At 60.0% G+C, this 17169-nt stretch carries 15 protein-coding genes; 11 read left to right on the top strand and 4 right to left on the bottom strand.

Annotated features, from left to right (window positions below; translation table 11 throughout):
• Positions 1-5: 5 nt before the first annotated feature.
• Complete coding sequence (gene hflX, locus ACKVY0_RS08875) at positions 6-1337, bottom strand: GTPase HflX (protein ID WP_409214450.1); 1332 nt, start codon at positions 1335-1337, stop codon at positions 6-8.
• Between the two features lie 63 nt (positions 1338-1400).
• On the opposite strand from hflX, the gene ACKVY0_RS08870 reads away from it, so the two are divergent.
• The 3 genes from ACKVY0_RS08870 to ACKVY0_RS08860 all read left to right on the top strand — a co-directional run bounded on the left by ACKVY0_RS08870 (position 1401) and on the right by ACKVY0_RS08860 (position 6029).
• Complete coding sequence (locus ACKVY0_RS08870) at positions 1401-1895, top strand: hypothetical protein (RefSeq protein WP_409214449.1); 495 nt, start codon at positions 1401-1403, stop codon at positions 1893-1895.
• A gap of 229 nt (positions 1896-2124) precedes the next feature.
• Positions 2125-4677 carry a DUF1592 domain-containing protein gene (locus tag ACKVY0_RS08865; RefSeq protein ID WP_409214448.1) on the top strand — a complete coding sequence of 851 codons (2553 nt, stop codon included), beginning with the start codon at positions 2125-2127 and terminating at the stop codon, positions 4675-4677.
• Positions 4678-4679: 2 nt separating this feature from the next.
• Positions 4680-6029 (top strand): DUF1552 domain-containing protein, encoded by a 1350-nt coding sequence (locus tag ACKVY0_RS08860; protein WP_409214447.1) that lies wholly within the window; start codon positions 4680-4682, stop codon positions 6027-6029.
• A 305-nt stretch (positions 6030-6334) separates the two neighbouring features.
• On the opposite strand, the gene hrpA is transcribed toward ACKVY0_RS08860, so the two are convergent.
• Positions 6335-10153: an ATP-dependent RNA helicase HrpA gene (hrpA, locus tag ACKVY0_RS08855; protein ID WP_409214446.1), complete on the bottom strand. Its 3819-nt coding sequence runs from the start codon at positions 10151-10153 to the stop codon at positions 6335-6337.
• Positions 10154-10250: 97 nt separating this feature from the next.
• On the opposite strand from hrpA, the gene ACKVY0_RS08850 reads away from it, so the two are divergent.
• The gene (locus ACKVY0_RS08850; RefSeq protein WP_409214445.1) at positions 10251-10703 is read left to right on the top strand and encodes a hypothetical protein; all 453 of its coding nucleotides are present in this window, start codon (positions 10251-10253) and stop codon (positions 10701-10703) included.
• A gap of 4 nt (positions 10704-10707) precedes the next feature.
• On the opposite strand, the gene ACKVY0_RS08845 is transcribed toward ACKVY0_RS08850, so the two are convergent.
• Together ACKVY0_RS08845 and ACKVY0_RS08840 are read right to left on the bottom strand one after the other, a co-directional pair.
• Positions 10708-11124 carry a c-type cytochrome gene (locus ACKVY0_RS08845; RefSeq protein WP_409214444.1) on the bottom strand — a complete coding sequence of 139 codons (417 nt, stop codon included), beginning with the start codon at positions 11122-11124 and terminating at the stop codon, positions 10708-10710.
• A 58-nt stretch (positions 11125-11182) separates the two neighbouring features.
• Positions 11183-11659 carry a cupin domain-containing protein gene (locus tag ACKVY0_RS08840; protein WP_409214443.1) on the bottom strand — a complete coding sequence of 159 codons (477 nt, stop codon included), beginning with the start codon at positions 11657-11659 and terminating at the stop codon, positions 11183-11185.
• A gap of 128 nt (positions 11660-11787) precedes the next feature.
• Here ACKVY0_RS08840 and ACKVY0_RS08835 point away from each other — a divergent pair, with 128 nt between their 5' ends.
• The 7 genes from ACKVY0_RS08835 to ACKVY0_RS08805 all read left to right on the top strand — a co-directional run.
• A complete protein-coding gene (locus ACKVY0_RS08835; RefSeq protein ID WP_409214442.1) occupies positions 11788-12246 on the top strand; it encodes a Fur family transcriptional regulator in 459 nt (152 codons plus the stop codon).
• A gap of 110 nt (positions 12247-12356) precedes the next feature.
• Positions 12357-13115, top strand: coding sequence for a Fe-S cluster assembly ATPase SufC (gene sufC / locus ACKVY0_RS08830; protein ID WP_409214441.1), 759 nt, complete (start codon positions 12357-12359; stop codon positions 13113-13115).
• Positions 13116-13130: 15 nt separating this feature from the next.
• Positions 13131-13598 (top strand): type II toxin-antitoxin system VapC family toxin, encoded by a 468-nt coding sequence (locus tag ACKVY0_RS08825; RefSeq protein ID WP_409214440.1) that lies wholly within the window; start codon positions 13131-13133, stop codon positions 13596-13598.
• Positions 13599-13606: 8 nt separating this feature from the next.
• The gene (locus ACKVY0_RS08820) at positions 13607-13852 is read left to right on the top strand and encodes a hypothetical protein (protein WP_409214439.1); all 246 of its coding nucleotides are present in this window, start codon (positions 13607-13609) and stop codon (positions 13850-13852) included.
• A 36-nt stretch (positions 13853-13888) separates the two neighbouring features.
• Positions 13889-15316, top strand: coding sequence for a Fe-S cluster assembly protein SufB (gene sufB, locus ACKVY0_RS08815; RefSeq protein WP_409214438.1), 1428 nt, complete (start codon positions 13889-13891; stop codon positions 15314-15316).
• Between the two features lie 201 nt (positions 15317-15517).
• Complete coding sequence (locus ACKVY0_RS08810; protein WP_409214437.1) at positions 15518-16021, top strand: hypothetical protein; 504 nt, start codon at positions 15518-15520, stop codon at positions 16019-16021.
• Positions 16022-16339: 318 nt separating this feature from the next.
• On the top strand, positions 16340-17169 hold an 830-nt coding region (locus ACKVY0_RS08805), incomplete at its 3' end, for a SufD family Fe-S cluster assembly protein (protein WP_409214436.1).

The raw sequence follows: 17169 nt of genomic DNA, 5'->3' as shown, positions 1-17169 counted from the left end.
CTTTTTTACTTCTTTCCTTTGTTTCGGGCGGCGGATTCCACAAAACCGGGCACAAAGCCCGCGAACCGGCTTTCGAAGCGCTTCGGGATCACACATTGAATCACCGCACGACCGCTTTCGTAGTCTTCGGTGAGCACCTTTCCCTCCTGATGTGCCAGGGCGACGAGATCCATGCGGTCCAGCGGCAAATCCAGTTCGAGGCGCACCACGCGGTCGATCAAAAACTCGTCCAGGCGGTGCAGGAGATCGTCCATTCCCTGCCCGGTTTTGACGGAAATGGCCAGGGCTTCGGGAAACTCACGCTGCAACTCCATCAGCCGCGCATCATCCACCAGATCAACCTTGTTCAGCACCAGCAGCACGCGTTTGTCACCCGCGCCGAGTTCACCGAGCACCTTCGTGGTGGTTTTATAAAACTCGACGGCCTGCATGGAGCTGGCGTCGATGACATGGATGAGAAAATCCGCCTGCGTGGCCTCTTCCAGCGTCGCTCGGAAGGATTGCACCAGATCGTGTGGCAGATTGCGAATGAAACCGACGGTGTCCGTGACGAGGAGCGACTGACCGTCCGGCAGCTCCATGCGCCGGGTGGTCGTGTCCAGCGTGGCAAAGAGCTTGTTCTCCACATAAGCATCGGCGGCGGTGAGTTTGTTCAGCAGCGACGATTTGCCTGCGTTCGTGTAGCCGACGATGGCCACATGCGGCACAAAGACGCGCGTGCGATCCTTGCGCATCGTGTCACGCTGCTTTTTCACGTCTTCGAGATCGGCACGCAGTTTGTCGAGCCGCTTGCTGGCGAGACGACGGTCCACCTCGAGCTGCGTTTCACCTTCACCACGCGCCGCCCCGGCTCCACCCTGGCCACCGCCTGCGCCACCGCCCTGACGGTCAAGATGTGCCCACATGCGCGTCAGTCGTGGGATGGAGTATTCCATCCGCGCCAGTTCCACCTGCAGCCGCGCCTCACGCGTCTTCGCCCGCATGTTGAAAATATCGAGAATGACCTCATGGCGGTCGATCACGCAGATGTTGCCCTCGCTTTCCCACGCCCGCTGCTGTCCTGGACTGAGTTCATTGTCCCACACGATGCAGTCAGCACCAATGTCCTTCGCCTGCTTCATCAACTCCGCCGCCTTGCCGCTGCCAATCAGGTAGCGGGCCGTATGCTCGCGGGAAAAGACGAGCTCCTTGCCGATGATGTTGATGCCCAGCGTAGTCACCAGCTCGGCCAGCTCTTCGAGCAAATCGAAGCCCTCCTGCTTATTGCGGCGGTCAAAGTAGGCCCCGATGAGAAAGGCGTTCTCGACCATGTTGGGTTTTTCGCGGATGTCGAACATGCGGCGAGCATGGCGAGCGACGCTGCATTGCCAAGCTGCGTATTCCATGCCATGAACACGAACATGACACGCCGCCTTCTTCTGATCAGCCTCTGCCTCGGTCTCGCCGCCTGCGATTCCTCGGATACGGCCGCCCTGCCGCTCAATCTTTATGAATGCGACGCTGGCGAGGCGGCGCTGCGTCATCTCATCACCAAGCTGCCCGATCTCAATCCCGGCGTCGCCAAAAGCTACGCCATCGTGCTCGGCGAAATCAATCGCGACGGCATGACGCCTGCCACCGATGTTTTCACGGGACGCTTTGCCGATCTGAAGCTCAAATTCATCAACGCGCAGAATTTGAAAGACATCGACCCCGACCACACCATCGTCGATGCCGAAACCCGCCTCGCTGCCTTCGTGCTGCAACTCCGCAAACTCCAGTCCACCAGCGCCACCACCTGGGATGCCGAAGTCGGCTGGAGCTACAAGAAGGAATTCGGCCGCCTGAAGCTGCGTATCGAGGTCAAAGACGGCAAGGCAAGCGTGGTCAGCGAGACGACGGAAGCGGGGAATTAAGAAGTGGCGTGGTCAAGCGCTCGCGAAGGCCGCCAATCAATACTTCAGACTAACCCGATTCATCATCATACAGAATGATGGTTACAAAATGATGCCGATCCATTCCCCCTCATCATCATTCTGTAACCATCATTTTATAACCCCATCTCACAACGAGCTCGGGTCATAGGAAAACTGGTCAGGAAATGTCGGTTTCAGCGTTCTATTTGCCTCACGAACGCTCACAGACATGCCCTATCACATTTCGCTTCCTCTCACCGCCTGCGTTTTTTTCATCAGCTTCTCGACCGCGGCTGAAATCGTATTGAAACCGGATGCGGCTGGCTACTCCGGCATCGTGCAGCCGTTTATCAAAGAGCACTGCGTGACATGCCACGGACCGGAAAAGCAGAAGGGCAAGCTGCGGTTGGACACGCTGGCGAATGACTTCGGTGATCCGGCGGTGACGGCGAAGTGGAAGGAAGTGGTGAACTCCATCAACGGCCACGAGATGCCGCCAGAGGATGAGCCGCAACCTGCGCCGGAAGCAGCGGCGAAGTTCGCGTCGTGGTTGGAGATGGAACTGGCGCGTGGGGAGATCGCGAAGCGCTCGACGCGCGTGGTGCTGCGGCGCATGAACCGTGCGGAGTATGACAACACGATCCGCGATCTCGTGGGAGTGGATTTTCAGCCGTCGGAGAAGTTCCCCGAAGACCCGCCCGCAGGCGGCTTTGATAACAACGGCCAGGCGTTGACGATGTCGCCGATGCAGGTGGAGCTGTATTATGCGGCGGCACGGCAAATTTTGGATCGTGCGCTAGTCGAGGGCGCGCAGCCTGCGGCGATCAAGTGGCGCTTTGATCCTGAAGAGAACACCCAGGGCGGCGACCGGCTGCGGGTGAAGCGCGATGGGCAGAACATCCTGCTCAATGATGGCAAGAACGAGACCGAGAACGGATTCACAGTGATCCACCACGACTCCTGGGACAAGGGTTTGGGCTTCCGTGACTTCGCCGTGCCGCATGAGGGCGAGTATGTGATTCGCATCCGCGCGGCGAGTCGTGTGCCGACACGCGATGAAGTGGTGGCTTCGGCAAAGACGATGCTGACGAAGCGCCGCGACGATCAGATGGCAAAGAACCCGAAGGGCGCGGTGTATCACGACCGCGCATTCGAGAGCGACTTGCTGCACTTCACCACGCATCGCAGCTATGACTATGGCTCCGCACGCGTGAAGCTCACGCAGCATCTCGGCGGCACGCCGAAGGTGATCGCGGAGATGGACATCGACGCCCGCGAGTCAGCACCGCAGAACTACGAGGTGCGGGCGCACTTCACCACGCTCAAAGCCGGCTTGGGCTTCAGCAATGCCTATGAGATCCCGAAGATGCTGGAGAACTTCTGGATGCAAGGCGGCGATGCCTTCGCGCGCCCCTCGCTGATGATCGACTGGATCGAACTCGAAGGCCCGGTGCATGCAAGCTGGCCGCCGCCGAGTCATCAGCGCGTGCTGTTTGATTCGCCGACCAAAGACAAGGACGAGAAAGCCTATGTCCGCGAAGTCATCACGCGCTTCATGACGAAAGCTTATCGCCGCCCCGCGCAGGCTGATGAGGTGGATGCCAAGTTCGCGCTGTTCGATAAGCTGCGCGTGGAGAAGCCTTCGTTCATCGAAGCCATCAAGGTGCCGCTCGCCGCCGTGCTCGCCTCGCCGAACTTTCTTTACCTCGTCGAGCCTGAAGCACCGCAGGCCAAGCCACGCCCGCTCTCACCACACGAACTCGCCTCGCGCCTCTCGTATTTCCTCTGGTCATCGATGCCGGATGACGAACTCATACGCCTCGCGACTTCAGGAGAACTCAAGCAGCCCGAAGTCATGCGCACGCAGGTGAAGCGCCTGCTCGCCGATGCCCGCAGCGAGGCCTTCGTGAAGAACTTCGCCGGTCAATGGCTCGGCTTGCGCAAAGTCGGCGCAAACCCGCCTTCGCAGACGCTGTATCCCGAATACGACCGCCATTTGGAGATCTCCATCGTGCGCGAGACAGAAGGTTTCTTCGCCGAAGTGCTGCGCAGCGATCTCGATGCTCGCAACCTCATCAAAAGCGACTTCGTGACCATCAACGAACGCCTCGCCCGCTTCTACGGCATCCCCGGCGTGAAGGGCGATGCGATTCGTCGCGTGCCTGCGCCGCCGGAGTCGCATCGCGGCGGTCTCATCACGCAGGCGTCCATTCACAGCATCACATCGAACGGCACCCGCACCTCGCCCGTGGTGCGCGGCGTGTGGGTGATGAAAACCCTGCTCGGCACCGATCCCGGCCTGCCTGTGGCGAACGTCGGCGAGATCCAGGCCAAAGTGCCCGGCATCGACAAAGCCACCGTGCGCCAGCGACTCTCGATTCATCGCGAAGCCGCCTCCTGCGCCCGTTGCCATGACAAGATCGACCCGCTCGGCCTCGCGCTGGAAAATTTCAACGCCACCGGTGAATGGCGCGATCAAGAAGGCCACGGTTACAACGGCCGCATCGGCAAAGACGACCCCGCTATTGATGCCAGTGCGAAGATGCCCGACGGCACCGAGTTCAAGGGCGTCGAAGGCTTGCAGCAGCAGCTTTTGCAGAAGGAAGACCTCTTTTTGACCTCACTCGCGAACCAGCTCACGACTTATGCGCTGGGCCGCGAACTCGGCTTCTCCGACCGCCCCGCCATCCGCCGCTTCGTCGAGCAGATGAAGGCGCAGAAATACACGCTCAGCTCACTCATCACCGCCATCGCCACCTCCGAGTCCTTCACCACCAAGTAACCATGACGCCGCTCTTCCACACCCCTCTCTCCCGCCGCACCGCCTTGCGTGGACTCGGCGTTTCGCTGTCGCTGCCGTTCCTCGAAGCCATGCTGCCGCGCTCGGTTCATGCCGCGCCTTCGACTTACAAGCCGCTGCTCAAGTCAGGCACACAGCCAACACCGCGCGCCATTTTTTGTTATGTCTCAAACGGTGTGAACATCCTCGAATGGGTGCCGGAGTCGAAGGGCAAGGGCTACAAGCTTTCGCCCACGCTCGAAACATTGAAGGAGCATCAAGCCAACTTCAGCGTGCTCACCGGCCTCGGGCATCCGCACTCCACGGGCGGGCACAGTGGTGGCGATACATGGCTCACGGGCGCTGATCTGCGTGCGGTACCGGGCAAGGATTACACGAACGCCATCTCGGTCGATCAAGTCATCGCCGAGCAGATCGGCGCGAAGACACGCTTCCCCTCCATCGAGATCAGCGATATGTCTGGCACTGGCGGTGCGGGTCACAGCCACACGCTCGCCTTTGATCGCAATGGCACGCCGCTGCCCGCCGAGAACAGCCCGCAGCGTCTATTTGAGCGCCTCTTTGTCCCCGACGATGCCGCCTCGCGCGAGGCCACGCTCAAGCGCTATGCCGAGAAGCGCAGCATCCTCGACGACGTGCTCGGCGAGGCCCAGGCACTCGAGAAAAAACTCGGTCGCTCCGATCAAACCAAGCTCGCCGAATACCTGAACTCCGTGCGTGAAACCGAGCTGCGCGTGCAACGTCAAGTCGATTGGGTGGACGTGCCCAAGCCGCAGGTCGATCCCAAAGGCCTCCAGCTCAACAGCAAACCCGGCGACGCGCACGACCGCCCGATGTGGCTCGATGTCATGCTCGAGATCAGCTACCTCGCCTTCGCCACCGACACCACGCGTGTCATCACCTTCGAGTGGGCCCGCGAGGCTGGCGGACTCGGCATCGGCGGCGAAAACCATCACGAACTCTCCCATCACGGTGGCGATGCTGGAATGCTCACCAAGCTCGCCGCCGTCGATCGCGGCTACCTCTCAAAACTCAGCCGTTTCCTCACCTTCCTCCAATCCACCGACGAAGGTGGTCGTCCCATGCTTGATCACACCATGGTCGTCTATGGCTCCGGCATGAACAGCGGCCCACGCGGCGAGCACTCACCCAAGAATCTCCCGCTCATCGTCGCCGGTGGTGCCGCCTACGGCCTCAAGCACGGCCAGCACATCGCACATGATCCCGACAAGCATCCGCCGCTCGCCAACGTGCTCCTCTCCGTCGCGCAGAAGATGGGCGTGGAAACCGAGAACTTCTCCGACAGCACCGGCACGCTGTCGGAACTGGTGTGACGGAAAATCAAACCGGAAGCTGTGTGTTTGAGATCCAACGGCTCAGCCATGCCTGAATCTGCCAGCTTTGCAGCTCTCAGGTTCAAATTCGCCATCACTCAGCACTTGAAGGACGCACTGGGGAACCGAGTTCGGCTTGGCAGTTCGAGAGCCTAATTCTTTATCCTTCACGCGTGCCTCAGGGAGCCAGATTTGCTTTTCTCAGTGATCCGATTGCGAGAAAGAAACGTGCAGAGCGCATGGCCGCTATGAGAGAGGCGAGGTCGAACATTCCACCGCCTCCCTGTGCTTAACTCTGCAAACAACTACACCCACAGCGCTTCCAGCCGCTTCACGCTTACCGGCTGCGCGGTTCCGAGTTCCTGGGCGAAGACTTGGACGCGGTACTCTTCCATCATCCAGCGGAAGGTTTCGTGCTGGGATTTGGGGACGTGGGACTGCCAGCCGTCGAAGTCGGCGATGAGGTTGTATTTTTCGATGTCTTTGGCGGGATTGGCGAGGCAGCGCTCGTTGCGGACTTGGATGGCTTTTAAGTAGCGGGGGAGATGCTGGAGCTGCTCGTGGGGTGTGGTGGCGAGGAGGTCGGCGGGAATGAGCCGGGCGAGGTCTTGTTCGAGGCCGGGGTAGCGTTTGGGGAGCGCGAGGAGTTTGGCGCGCAGGTCGTGGATCTGCGTGAAGAGGGTTTTGACGCGGTGGGTGACGGCGGGGAGATCGCGGCGGACGGTTTCGCAGAGGGTGAAGAAGCGTTTCTCGGTGAGCGGGAAGACGGGCTGTAGGCGCAGCATGTGGGCGAGGATGTGCTCGTGGGCCTGGGTGCTGAGATTGGACGCTGGCGCGGCGGTGGGCTGGATTTGAGTGAGTGCGCCAAAGTTATTGGCCACAGGTGCTTTGGAAGCGGGTGCGCTGATGCTGCGGAGTTCTTTGGGAAGCCAGAGGAGGTCTTTGGCGAGGGTGTTTTCGGCGAGCTTGCGAATGGCGGGTGGTGTGGTGCGTGCGGCTTCGGCTTGGGTGCGGAAGAGGCGGACGTCGATCTCGTTGTCCCGCAGGACGAGGCCGAGATAACCGAGGATGGGCGTGCCGTTGAGTTCTTCGACGAGGATGGTCTCAGGAAGATCGCCGAAGGACCAGGATTTGAGCGCGAAGCGTTCGACGCGAGGCAGGAGCTTCTCCCAGGCATCCGAGCGCACCTCTTGTTTTTGCACGCTGCTGCGGATGGCATCGAGATCGCGGCTGGAGGCGATGACGCTGTTGTTTTTCGGGTCCAGAACCTCCACGCGTGGCTGCAAATGTGCGGGCAGGCTTTGCGGCGGCCAGTCTTCGGCGCGGACGTGAATGCGGTAGCGGCGCGTGATAAAATCGGCGAGCGCGGTGAGGAAGTCATCGCGCCCAGGATCGAAGGCGGCGGCGATTTCGCGTCCTTTGGGGTCGATGGGCATCAATTGGCGGCGGATCACTTTGGGAAGCGCACGCAGCATGACGTTGGCGAGTTCTTCGCGGTTACCAGGCACCATCCACTGCACCTGGCCGCTGGTGAGATGGCCGGCGAGCTGTGCGGGGACTTGCACGGTGACGCCGTCGCTCTCCTCGCCGGGTTTGTAGTTGTAGGTGACGGGCAGCGCGGTGTTGCCGAGCGAGACTTTGTCGGGGAACTGCTGCAGGTCGCACTCGAAGTCCTCGCCAGCGGTGAGATCGGCCTCGGTGGCGCAGAGGAAGTTCGGCTGCTCGTCGAGGTGCTCTTTGACGACGCGGTTGAGGTCGTGAATGGACGAGACGTTTTTGATGCGCTGGTCGTAGAAGCGGAACAGGCGCTCCTCGATGGCATAGACGCGATTGTTGCGCACGCGGGTGAGCATGGTCTCGATGCGCTGACGCAGGAGGTTGTTGTGCGCGTAGAAGCGCAGCGTGATGGGCACCTCCTGGCTGTCGATGAGCGCGGCGCGGATGAACATCTGCGTGGCGGCGACGGCATCGACCTTGAGAAAGTCGATGTGCTGGCGCTTCACCTCCAGCCCGTGAATGAGCGTGCGCTGCGTGACGAGCACGCGGCCGGATTTGAGGTTCCAATGCGGCTCGCTGTATTTGTGAGTGCAAAGGTGCGCGCCGAGTTCGGCGATCCAGTTGGGATCAATCTTCGCTAGCGTGCGTGCGAAGAGTTGCGTGGTCTGCACGATCTCGCCCGCGACGATCCAGAGTGGCTGGCGGCCTTTGTCCTGGCCGGGCTTGCCCTTGCTGTTCTTCTCGCGGCGCTCGTAGAGATTCGAGCCGGGGAAGACGGTGACTTCGCGATTGCCAGCGGCCTTGTAGAGGTTCCGCTCCTCTTTCATGGCGATGTGACCGAGCTGCGCAGCGAGGATGCAGCGATGGATGGAATCATCCAAACTGATCCCCTTCTCTGCTTCTTTGCCTCTCTGCTCCTCTGCGGCTAATCCGAACGTTTCAGCCGCTCGATTTTGCCGCAGAGGGGCAGAGGGGCCTAGAGGCTGAGGTTTTGAATCTTTTAAATCATCCCTGAAACAGTCGCAGAGCTGGTTCCAGACATCACGCCACTCCTGCATGCGGGTGAAGGAGAGGAAGTGAGAGCGGCAGAATTTGCGCAGTGCATTGGTGGTTCCGGGGGTGGCTTGCCAGATTTTGAGCAGCGTGAGAAAGTCGGACTCGGGCGCGGCGAAGGCCTTGTGCGCGGCGTTGGCGATTTCGCGTTTTTCTTCGGGCCGCTCACGTGGATCGGGAATGCTGAGGCCAGCGGCGATGATGAGTAGCTCGGGCAATGCTTTCTCAATGCGTGCTTGAAGCAGCATGCGGCCGAGCGTGGGATCGAGTGGCAAGCGTGCGAGTTCGCGGCCCAGCGGCGTGAGTTCGTGCGTCTCGTTGAGCGAGCCGAGTTCGTGTAACAGATCGTAACCGGCGCGGATGGCGGCGCTGCTGGGCGGATTGATGAAGGGGAAGTCTTCGATCTCGCCGAGCTTGAAGGCCTTCATGCGCAGGATGACCTCGGCCAGGTTCGCGCGCTGAATTTCTGGCATGGTGAAGCGGTCGCGCTTCTCAAAATCCTCCTGCGAGTAAAGGCGGATGCAGATGCCGTCCTGCACTCGGCCGGCGCGGCCTGCGCGTTGATTCGCGCTGCTTTGCGACACGGCTTCGACGGGCAGGCGCTTGGTGCGCGTGCGCGGATTGTAGCGGCTGATGCGCGCGAGGCCGGTATCGACGACGTAGCGGATGCGCGGGATGGTGATGGATGTTTCAGCGACGTTCGTGGCGATGACGACGCGGCGTTTGCGGCCCGGTGAGAAGATGCGCTGCTGCTCGGCGGAAGCCATGCGGCCATAAAGCGCGAGCACTTCGAAGCCTGCGCCGAGACGGCCATCGAGCAGGTCACGCGTGTCGCGGATGTCGCGCTCGGTGGGCATGAAGACGAGCACATCGCCGTCATCGGTTTCGATGAGGGCATTTTCGACAGCGGAGACCGCACCGTCGATAAAACCGAAGTCGTCTTCCTCGGTGACAAGCGGTGCGTAACGAATCTCGACGGGATAAAGCCGTCCAGAGACCTCAATGATCGGTGCACCACCGAATGCGGCCGAAAAGGCCTCCGTGTCGATCGTTGCAGAGGTGACGATGAGTTTGAGGTCAGGCCGCTTTTTGAGCAAACCGACGAGGTAGCCGAGCAGGAAGTCGATGTTCAACGAGCGCTCGTGCGCTTCATCGAGAATGAGCACGGAATAGTTCCGCAGCATCGTATCGCTCTGGATCTCGGCCAGGAGAATGCCGTCTGTCATGAACTTGATGCGCGTGTCGCGGCTGGTGTCGTCGCTGAAGCGCATCTTGCAGCCCACTTCGCGGCCCCACGGCACATTCAGCTCCTCCGCGACGCGTTTGGACACGCTCATCGCCGCCACACGCCGTGGCTGGGTGCAGCCGATTTGGCCTGCGGAGCGCTGGGAGTCCACGTTCTGGCGAACGTGGCTACGGTCGAGGGCCTCTAGGCACATCTTGGGGAGCTGCGTGGTCTTTCCTGAACCCGTTTCGCCCGCAAGGATGACAACCTGATTCTGCCGAATGGCCGCGATGATTTCCTCACGGCGTGGCGTGATGGGAAGATCGGGGGGGTAACTGATGTGCGGCATGGGGCGAAGCGGGCGCGGAGGGTAGGCGGAAAATGGCGAATGACGAATTCCGAATGACGAAAGAGGCCTCATGCGGCAGTCTGGCGGGACTCCTGCCATGAATGCCGTTGCTCTACGATTCGCCGCCGCCTGCTGTTTGGGATCCTGTTTAACAGCCGCCGAACTTCCGACCATCAAGTCCGGCTCGGAGGAATGGCGCACGCTTTATGAGCCCGCGTTCGAAAAGCCGACGGAACTCGATGCAGACTCGGAATTGCGCAAAAGCTTGTTCCAATTGATCCGCCAAAGAGCGGAGAAAATCGCCAAGCAACCGGTCAAATTTCAAGGTCACCTGCGGGTGTATCGCAACTGGGCTTTTTTCGGTGGCAGCTCGGTCGATGTCAATGGAAAGCCGGTGGAGTATCCTGAACTCGGCAACAGCGACACGGTCGCGCTTTGGCTGCGAACGCTGGATGGTTGGAAATTGGTCGATTTCGCAGCAGGGCACAGCGACGCCTTTTTTATCATATGGCCGGAGCAATATGGAATGCCCGCCGAGTTGCTGAAGTGACAGACTAGATCGAGCGCGGCATTTCGCCACGTGGCGTGAACTTGATGTTCTGCTGCGGTACTTTGGCTCCTGCTTTGATCCAGGTGCGCAGAGTGTCGACATCCTTCTTGGAGATCGCATGCCCTGTTGGTGGCATGGCACCAGGGATGGTGTCTGGGAAGGTGATGACCTGGAAGAAGCGGCTCATCTCTGGCTTGCCGGGCACGATCCAGTGCTTGCCGATGAGTTTTGACAACGCATGCGTGTCGTTGATCGGCGGCATGGAGGAGAGGCGGTTGTCGCCGTGGCAGTGGACGCAGTTCGTTTCGAGCACTATGCGCACTTGGGAGAAGGCTTGGTCTTCGACTGAATTTGTGGGCGTGGTGCGGCAACTGGCGAGCAGTGCTGGCAAAATGCAGGCGGCGAGGATGGATGGCTTCATGGCACAGCATGCCTGCTTTTCGTGATCGTGAAATCGGAATGCTTGCGCGCGGATTGGCTCACTCCTCGTCCTTGAAATAGTCCGCCTCGGTCATCTCGAACACCTTGCGCTGCGGTTTGACCATCCATTTGCCGGAATCGGGGTAGTGGATAACATCGGCCTGTGGCTGGTCGGCGATGACGAGGTAGGTGAGGTCTTCGGCGCCGGTGTTGATGAGCTGGTGTGCTTCGCCGGGCGGGAAGACGAGGTAATCACCGGCTTGGATCGCTTCCTTGCCTTTCGGCGTGCGCACTTTGCCGCTGCCGCTGAGGATGTAATAGGCCTCCCACTGGGCGGAGTGCTCGTGGAGCGGAAAATTGATCTTTCCAGCCGGGATGCGGTGGATTTCGAGGTCAAAGGGGTGGCCGCCACCCCAAGTGCCGATGTCCTTCTGGCCGCCTGCGCCCTGCGAGACACTGCGGCGCTGGATGCCATATTTGCCCTTGGGGGAGTTTTGCGCGATCCAGGGGAGGTCTTCGGTTTGGGTGCGAGTCATGCCGGAGGAGTAGCATGGCTCTGGGAAGGCCGTCCCCTCGAAGAATGCTTTTTTCAGATGAAGCGGCATCCAGCCTTGCCAAAGGGGCGTTTCCAATGCAGTTAGAATCATTCTAATTCTAAAGCGCCATGCCCCCCTCTACCCCACGCCCTCCTGCCAAAGCCTCTGGCTTGGACTGCCGTCTCGCCGTGCTGGGTGCTGACGTGCGCCTGACCCCCCACCGCCGCGAGGTCTTCGATGTCCTCGCCGCCTCCACCGATCACCCGACGGCCTACGACATCCTCGATCGGGTGAAAAGCCGCTCCCCGGCCATCTCCCTTGCCACCGTCTATAACTGCCTGGAGCACCTGACCACCCACGGTCTCATCAAGCTCGTCCACCTCGAGCGCGGCCAGTCCCGCTACTGCGCGAACCTCCACGAGCACGTCCACTTCCATTGCGAGACCTGCGGCAAGGTCATCGACGCGCATCCCAATGCCGACTTCGACCCCGCCAAGTTCTGGAACCTCCCTGCGGGCACCAAAGTCACGCGCACCGACCTTGCCATCCACGGCACCTGCCAGAACTGCGCCGCCAAGAATTTATGATTTACGATTTATGATTCTTGATTTGCCCAATTCAAGAGTCGCCCGCGAATCACCTCCCCAAATCATAAATCGAGAATCATAAATCATAAATCGCCTTCCCCTTTTCCCCCATGTCCCTCGAAATCAAAAACCTCCACGCCCAGATCCCCGGCCGCGAAATCCTCAAAGGCCTGAACCTCACCATCAACCCAGGTGAAGTCCACGCCATCATGGGCCCGAACGGCTCCGGCAAGAGCACGCTGAGCAAAGTCCTCTGCGGCCACAGCGATTACGAAGTCACCAGCGGTGAAGTGCTGCTCGATGGCGAAAACATCCTCGACATGGCCGTCGATGCCCGCAGTCGCGCCGGTTTGTTCCTTGCCTTCCAATACCCGCACGAAATCCCCGGCGTCAGCAACGCCAACTTCCTCCGCGCTTCCTTGAAAGCCCGTCTGCCAAAGGGCGAGGACATCGACGCGGTGAAGTTTTATAAACAGCTCTACGCCCGCATGGACCAGCTCGAGATGGACCGCAGCTTCACCAGCCGCAGTGTCAATGAAGGCTTCTCCGGCGGTGAAAAGAAGCGCAACGAGATCCTCCAGCTCATGATGCTGGAGCCGAAATACGCCATCCTCGACGAAACCGACTCCGGCCTCGACATCGACGCCCTCAAGATCGTCTCCCGCGGCGTGAACGCCATGCGCAGCGAGAACCGCGGCTTCCTCGTCATCACCCACTACCAGCGCCTCCTGAACTACATCCAGCCCGACATCGTCCACGTCCTCAAAGACGGCCGCATCGTCAAAACCGGCGGCAAAGAGCTCTCCCTCGAACTCGAAGAAAAAGGCTACGACTGGGTCCATGAGGAGCCTTTGGCAGCGGCGGCTTAATCGGCAATCACCATCATGAAACCCAGCGTGTACATCGAAACGACCATTCCGAGCTACCTCGTGGCACGGCCGAGTCGTGATGTCGTGCTCGCCGGGCACCAGGAAGCGACGCGGGACTTTTGGGTGCAGCGCCGACAGGAGTTCGACCTCTTCATCTCTTCGTATGTGATCGAGGAGTCACGCGGTGGTGAAGCTGAAATGGCAGCCAAGCGCTTGGAAAGCCTCAAAGGCATCCCCATGCTCGCGGACACTCCAGAATCCGATGCGCTGGCTTTGCGATTGATTGCCCGGCTCGGTCTTCCGCAGAAAGCCGAATCGGATGCTTATCACATTGCCATCGCCGCGGTCCACTCGATGGACTTTCTGCTCACCTGGAACTGCACGCACATCAACAACCTGCACATGCTCCGACGCATCGAAGAAACCTGTCGGGAAGCAGGTTTTGTCCCGCCGGTCATCGGCACACCCGACGAACTCATCTAACCACCACCATGAACGCCATTGAAGACCCCATCGTCGCAGAAGTGCGCGCCAATCGTGAGGCCATCTTTGCCAGTTGTGATTACGATCACACCAAATTCAACGCCCACATGCGCGAAGTAGGCGAGCAGCTTAAACGCGAAGGGTGGGTCTATGCCGACCGCCCCATCGTCCGCCGCAATCCCGTCACCTACCAGTCCACGCCTCGGGAATCCTTCACCGTCCGCGAAGATCCTCCCGCAGCGACTCAGCACTAACCACTTCTGACTTCTCACCTCTAACCTTTCACTTTTATGGTCACCGCCCCAGAACCCGTCGATAACGACATCTCCGACATCCGCGCCGACAACACCGGCAACTTCACCTTCCCGGAGCGCAACAAATTCGACTCCGGCTTCGGCATCACGTCGAAGACCGTCGATTTCATTAGCGACGTAAAGGGCGATCCCGATTGGGTTCGCGAGTTCCGCCACAAAGCGCTCAAAGTCTTCCAGGATAAGCCCATGCCCACGCATTGGGCCACCAAGGACCTCGAAAACATCCACTTCGATGAGTTCCGCTACTACCTCAGCGACGGTCAGAAGCCGAAGCGCTCCTGGGACGATGTGCCCGAGGATGTGAAGAAGACCTTCGACCGCCTCGGCATCCCTGAGCAGGAACGGAAATTCCTAGCCGGCGTCGAGGCGCAGTATGACAGCGAGGCCGCCTACTCGAACATCAAAGCCGCCGTTGCCGAGCAAGGCGTGATCTTTGTGAACAGCAGTGAAGGCCTCAAAGAGCACCCCGAGATCTTCAAAAAATGGTTCGGCAAAGTCATCCCGACTGGCGACAACAAATTCTCCGCGCTCAACAGCGCCGTGTTCAGCGGCGGCTCGTTCATCTACGTCCCGCCCGGCGTGAAGGTGAAACACCCGCTCCAGGCCTACTTCCGCATCAACAGCGAGCAGTTCGGCCAGTTCGAACGCACGCTCATCATCTGCGATGAAGGCGCGGAGGTCATGTACATGGAAGGCTGCACAGCGCCGAAGTTTGAAACAGCCACACTGCACAGCGCCGTCGTCGAGCTCGTCGCTCTCAAAGGGGCGAAGATCCAATACGTCACCGTGCAGAACTGGAGCAGCAACGTCTTCAATCTCGTCACCAAGCGCGGCATCGCCATGGAAGACGCCGAAGTGCGCTGGATCGACTGCAACATCGGCAGCCGCCTAACCATGAAATACCCTGGCGTCATCATGAAGGGCAAACGCGCCCGTGGCGAAGTCATCAGCATCGCTCTCGCCAACAGCGGCCAGCATCAGGACACCGGTGCCAAGATGGTCCACGCCGCCGATGACACCACCAGCAACGTCATCAGCAAATCCATCTCCATCGGCGAAGGCCGCGCCACCTATCGCGGCCTCGTCCACATCCCGAAGCATCTCAAAGGCTGCAAAAACAACACCGAATGCGACGCGCTGCTCATCAACACGAACAGCCGCACCGACACCTACCCCGCCATCAGCGTCCGTGGCAACCAGCACTCCACGCAGCACGAGGCCAGCGTCAGCCAGGTCAGCGCCGATCAAATCTTCTACCTCATGCAACGCGGCCTCAGCGAAGCCGAAGCGATGAGCTTGTCCGTCAACGGCTTTATCAACGACCTCGCCAAGGAATTCCCGATGGAATACAGCGTCGAGCTGAAGCGCCTCATCGACCTCGAAATGGAAGGCAGCGTCGGCTAGCGCCGACAATGACGAAATCCGAATGACGAATGACGAACAGCACCGGATTGAAGCCCAACGGGCTTCCGTCATGCAGCCCAGGGTTGCGCGCAGCGCTACCCTGGGTTCGACGTCCCAAGATTCCCAAATCTTCTTCAACCCCAACGGGGTTGCGTCCATCGCCGCAAGCACACAAGACGGCTCTAATAAGGAGGTGTCCTCATGAGCATGCTCGACACCGTTCATCACGCCGGCCTCGAATGGCTCTCCAAGAGCACCACCGACCGCTCCGGCGGCATGCAAGGTGACTTCGAGGTCAAAGATAGTCGTCTTTGGCTCAAGCCTTGGGACACCGACGACAACGACAAGCCCATCGAACTGCCAGCCAAGGACTTTGAATGGCACGGCATCCTCGAACTCTTCCGCAACCTGCCACGCAATGAAGGCGGAGACCGGCATCGCGCCGAACACAAGCGCCTCATCTTCGTCGATGGCCTGTTGCACAGCGAAACCACTGCCGCTGTCGATGTGGAAAACGATTTCGGCTGGCAGGGTGATTACACACCCACTGACCTAACGCAACGCTTCGCCTGGCAGCTCCACTCCGTGCGCGGCATGATCGCCGCGATCCTCGCGAACTCAGCTTCTGTGCCGTCCGCTGCCATGCCCGCCCTCAAACAAGCCGAAGCGTCCATTTTAGAGGCGCTTTCCCACTTGGAATCGTGAAGATGAAAACACGAAACCCAAAACCGATTACACCGCAAAAATCCGGGGCTAGTGTGCCATCTGGGCATCCTGCCACGCGGCAGCGTCCTGGAGTGCTCCAGCCCTCTGGAGCTTTTCGCAGGCCAGTGGACGCTCGAAAGCGCCAGAGGACTGGCGCACTCCAAAACGCTCTCGCGCCCTTCGTCGCCGCAGCTTCAAAGTTTCGTCATTCGGTCTTCGGCATTCCTTCGTCATTGATGCGCTTCGCTTCCCTTCGGGCTGCCTGCGGCAGTCTGTCTCGCTTCGCTCGGCTCTGAATTCGTCATTCGTCATTTTTCCATGTCCGCCACTCTCGCCCCCGCTTCCAAAACCTCCTCCATGCCTTCCGAAGCCGCACCCATCGCCGCACCACCTGCCGGACTCGAAATCATCGCTCCTGCTCGCGAAAAATCCGCCGCGCCTGCTTGGTTCCTCGAAAAAGCCGCTGCTGCATGGAGCAACTTCCAATCCTTACCCGTTCCAGGTCTCAAGGACGAAGCCTGGCGCTACTCCAACGCGAAAAAGATCGCGCTGAGCACCTATCAACCCGCCGCAGCCGCCAATGAGCACATCGAAGCCGAAGCCGTTGCCGCATCGCAAGGCCTCGCTGAAACCGCCGCACGTTTCGTCTTCGTCAACGACCGCCTCGTCGTCGCCGAAACCGACAGATTGCCCCCTGGCGTGATCTGCCTGCCATTTGAAGAGGCGCTGCAATCTCAAGCCGCACTCCTGCAGCAGCATTTCATGCAGCGCGAGATGACTCTCGGCTCCGCCAAGTTCGCCGCGCTGCATCTCGCGCACGTTCGTGCCGGCCTTGTCATTCTCGTGCCCAAAGGCATCGCCATCGAGCAACCGATCGAGATCTTCCATTGGATCGCCGCCGAGCACACCGCCATCTTCCCGCACACGCTCATCGTCACTGAGGACAACGCCGATGTCACCGTCGTCGATCATTACCGCACTTGGAAGGCCGAGACTGGCCTCAGCCTCGCCGTGGCCGATCTTGTCGCCGGCAAAGGCAGCCGCATCCGCTACATCGCCTGCCAGGAACTGGGCGAAAAAGCACAGGCCATGCACCTCTCCAGCACCGTCACTGCACGCGATGCGCAGGTGAAAAATTTCCAGGTCCA

Origin of the sequence: Prosthecobacter sp. (assembly GCF_046154365.1) — a bacterium.
Lineage (GTDB): Bacteria > Verrucomicrobiota > Verrucomicrobiia > Verrucomicrobiales > Verrucomicrobiaceae > Prosthecobacter.
Note: the sequence above shows the minus strand (reverse complement) of the source record. Positions and strands in the feature narration are given on the sequence as shown.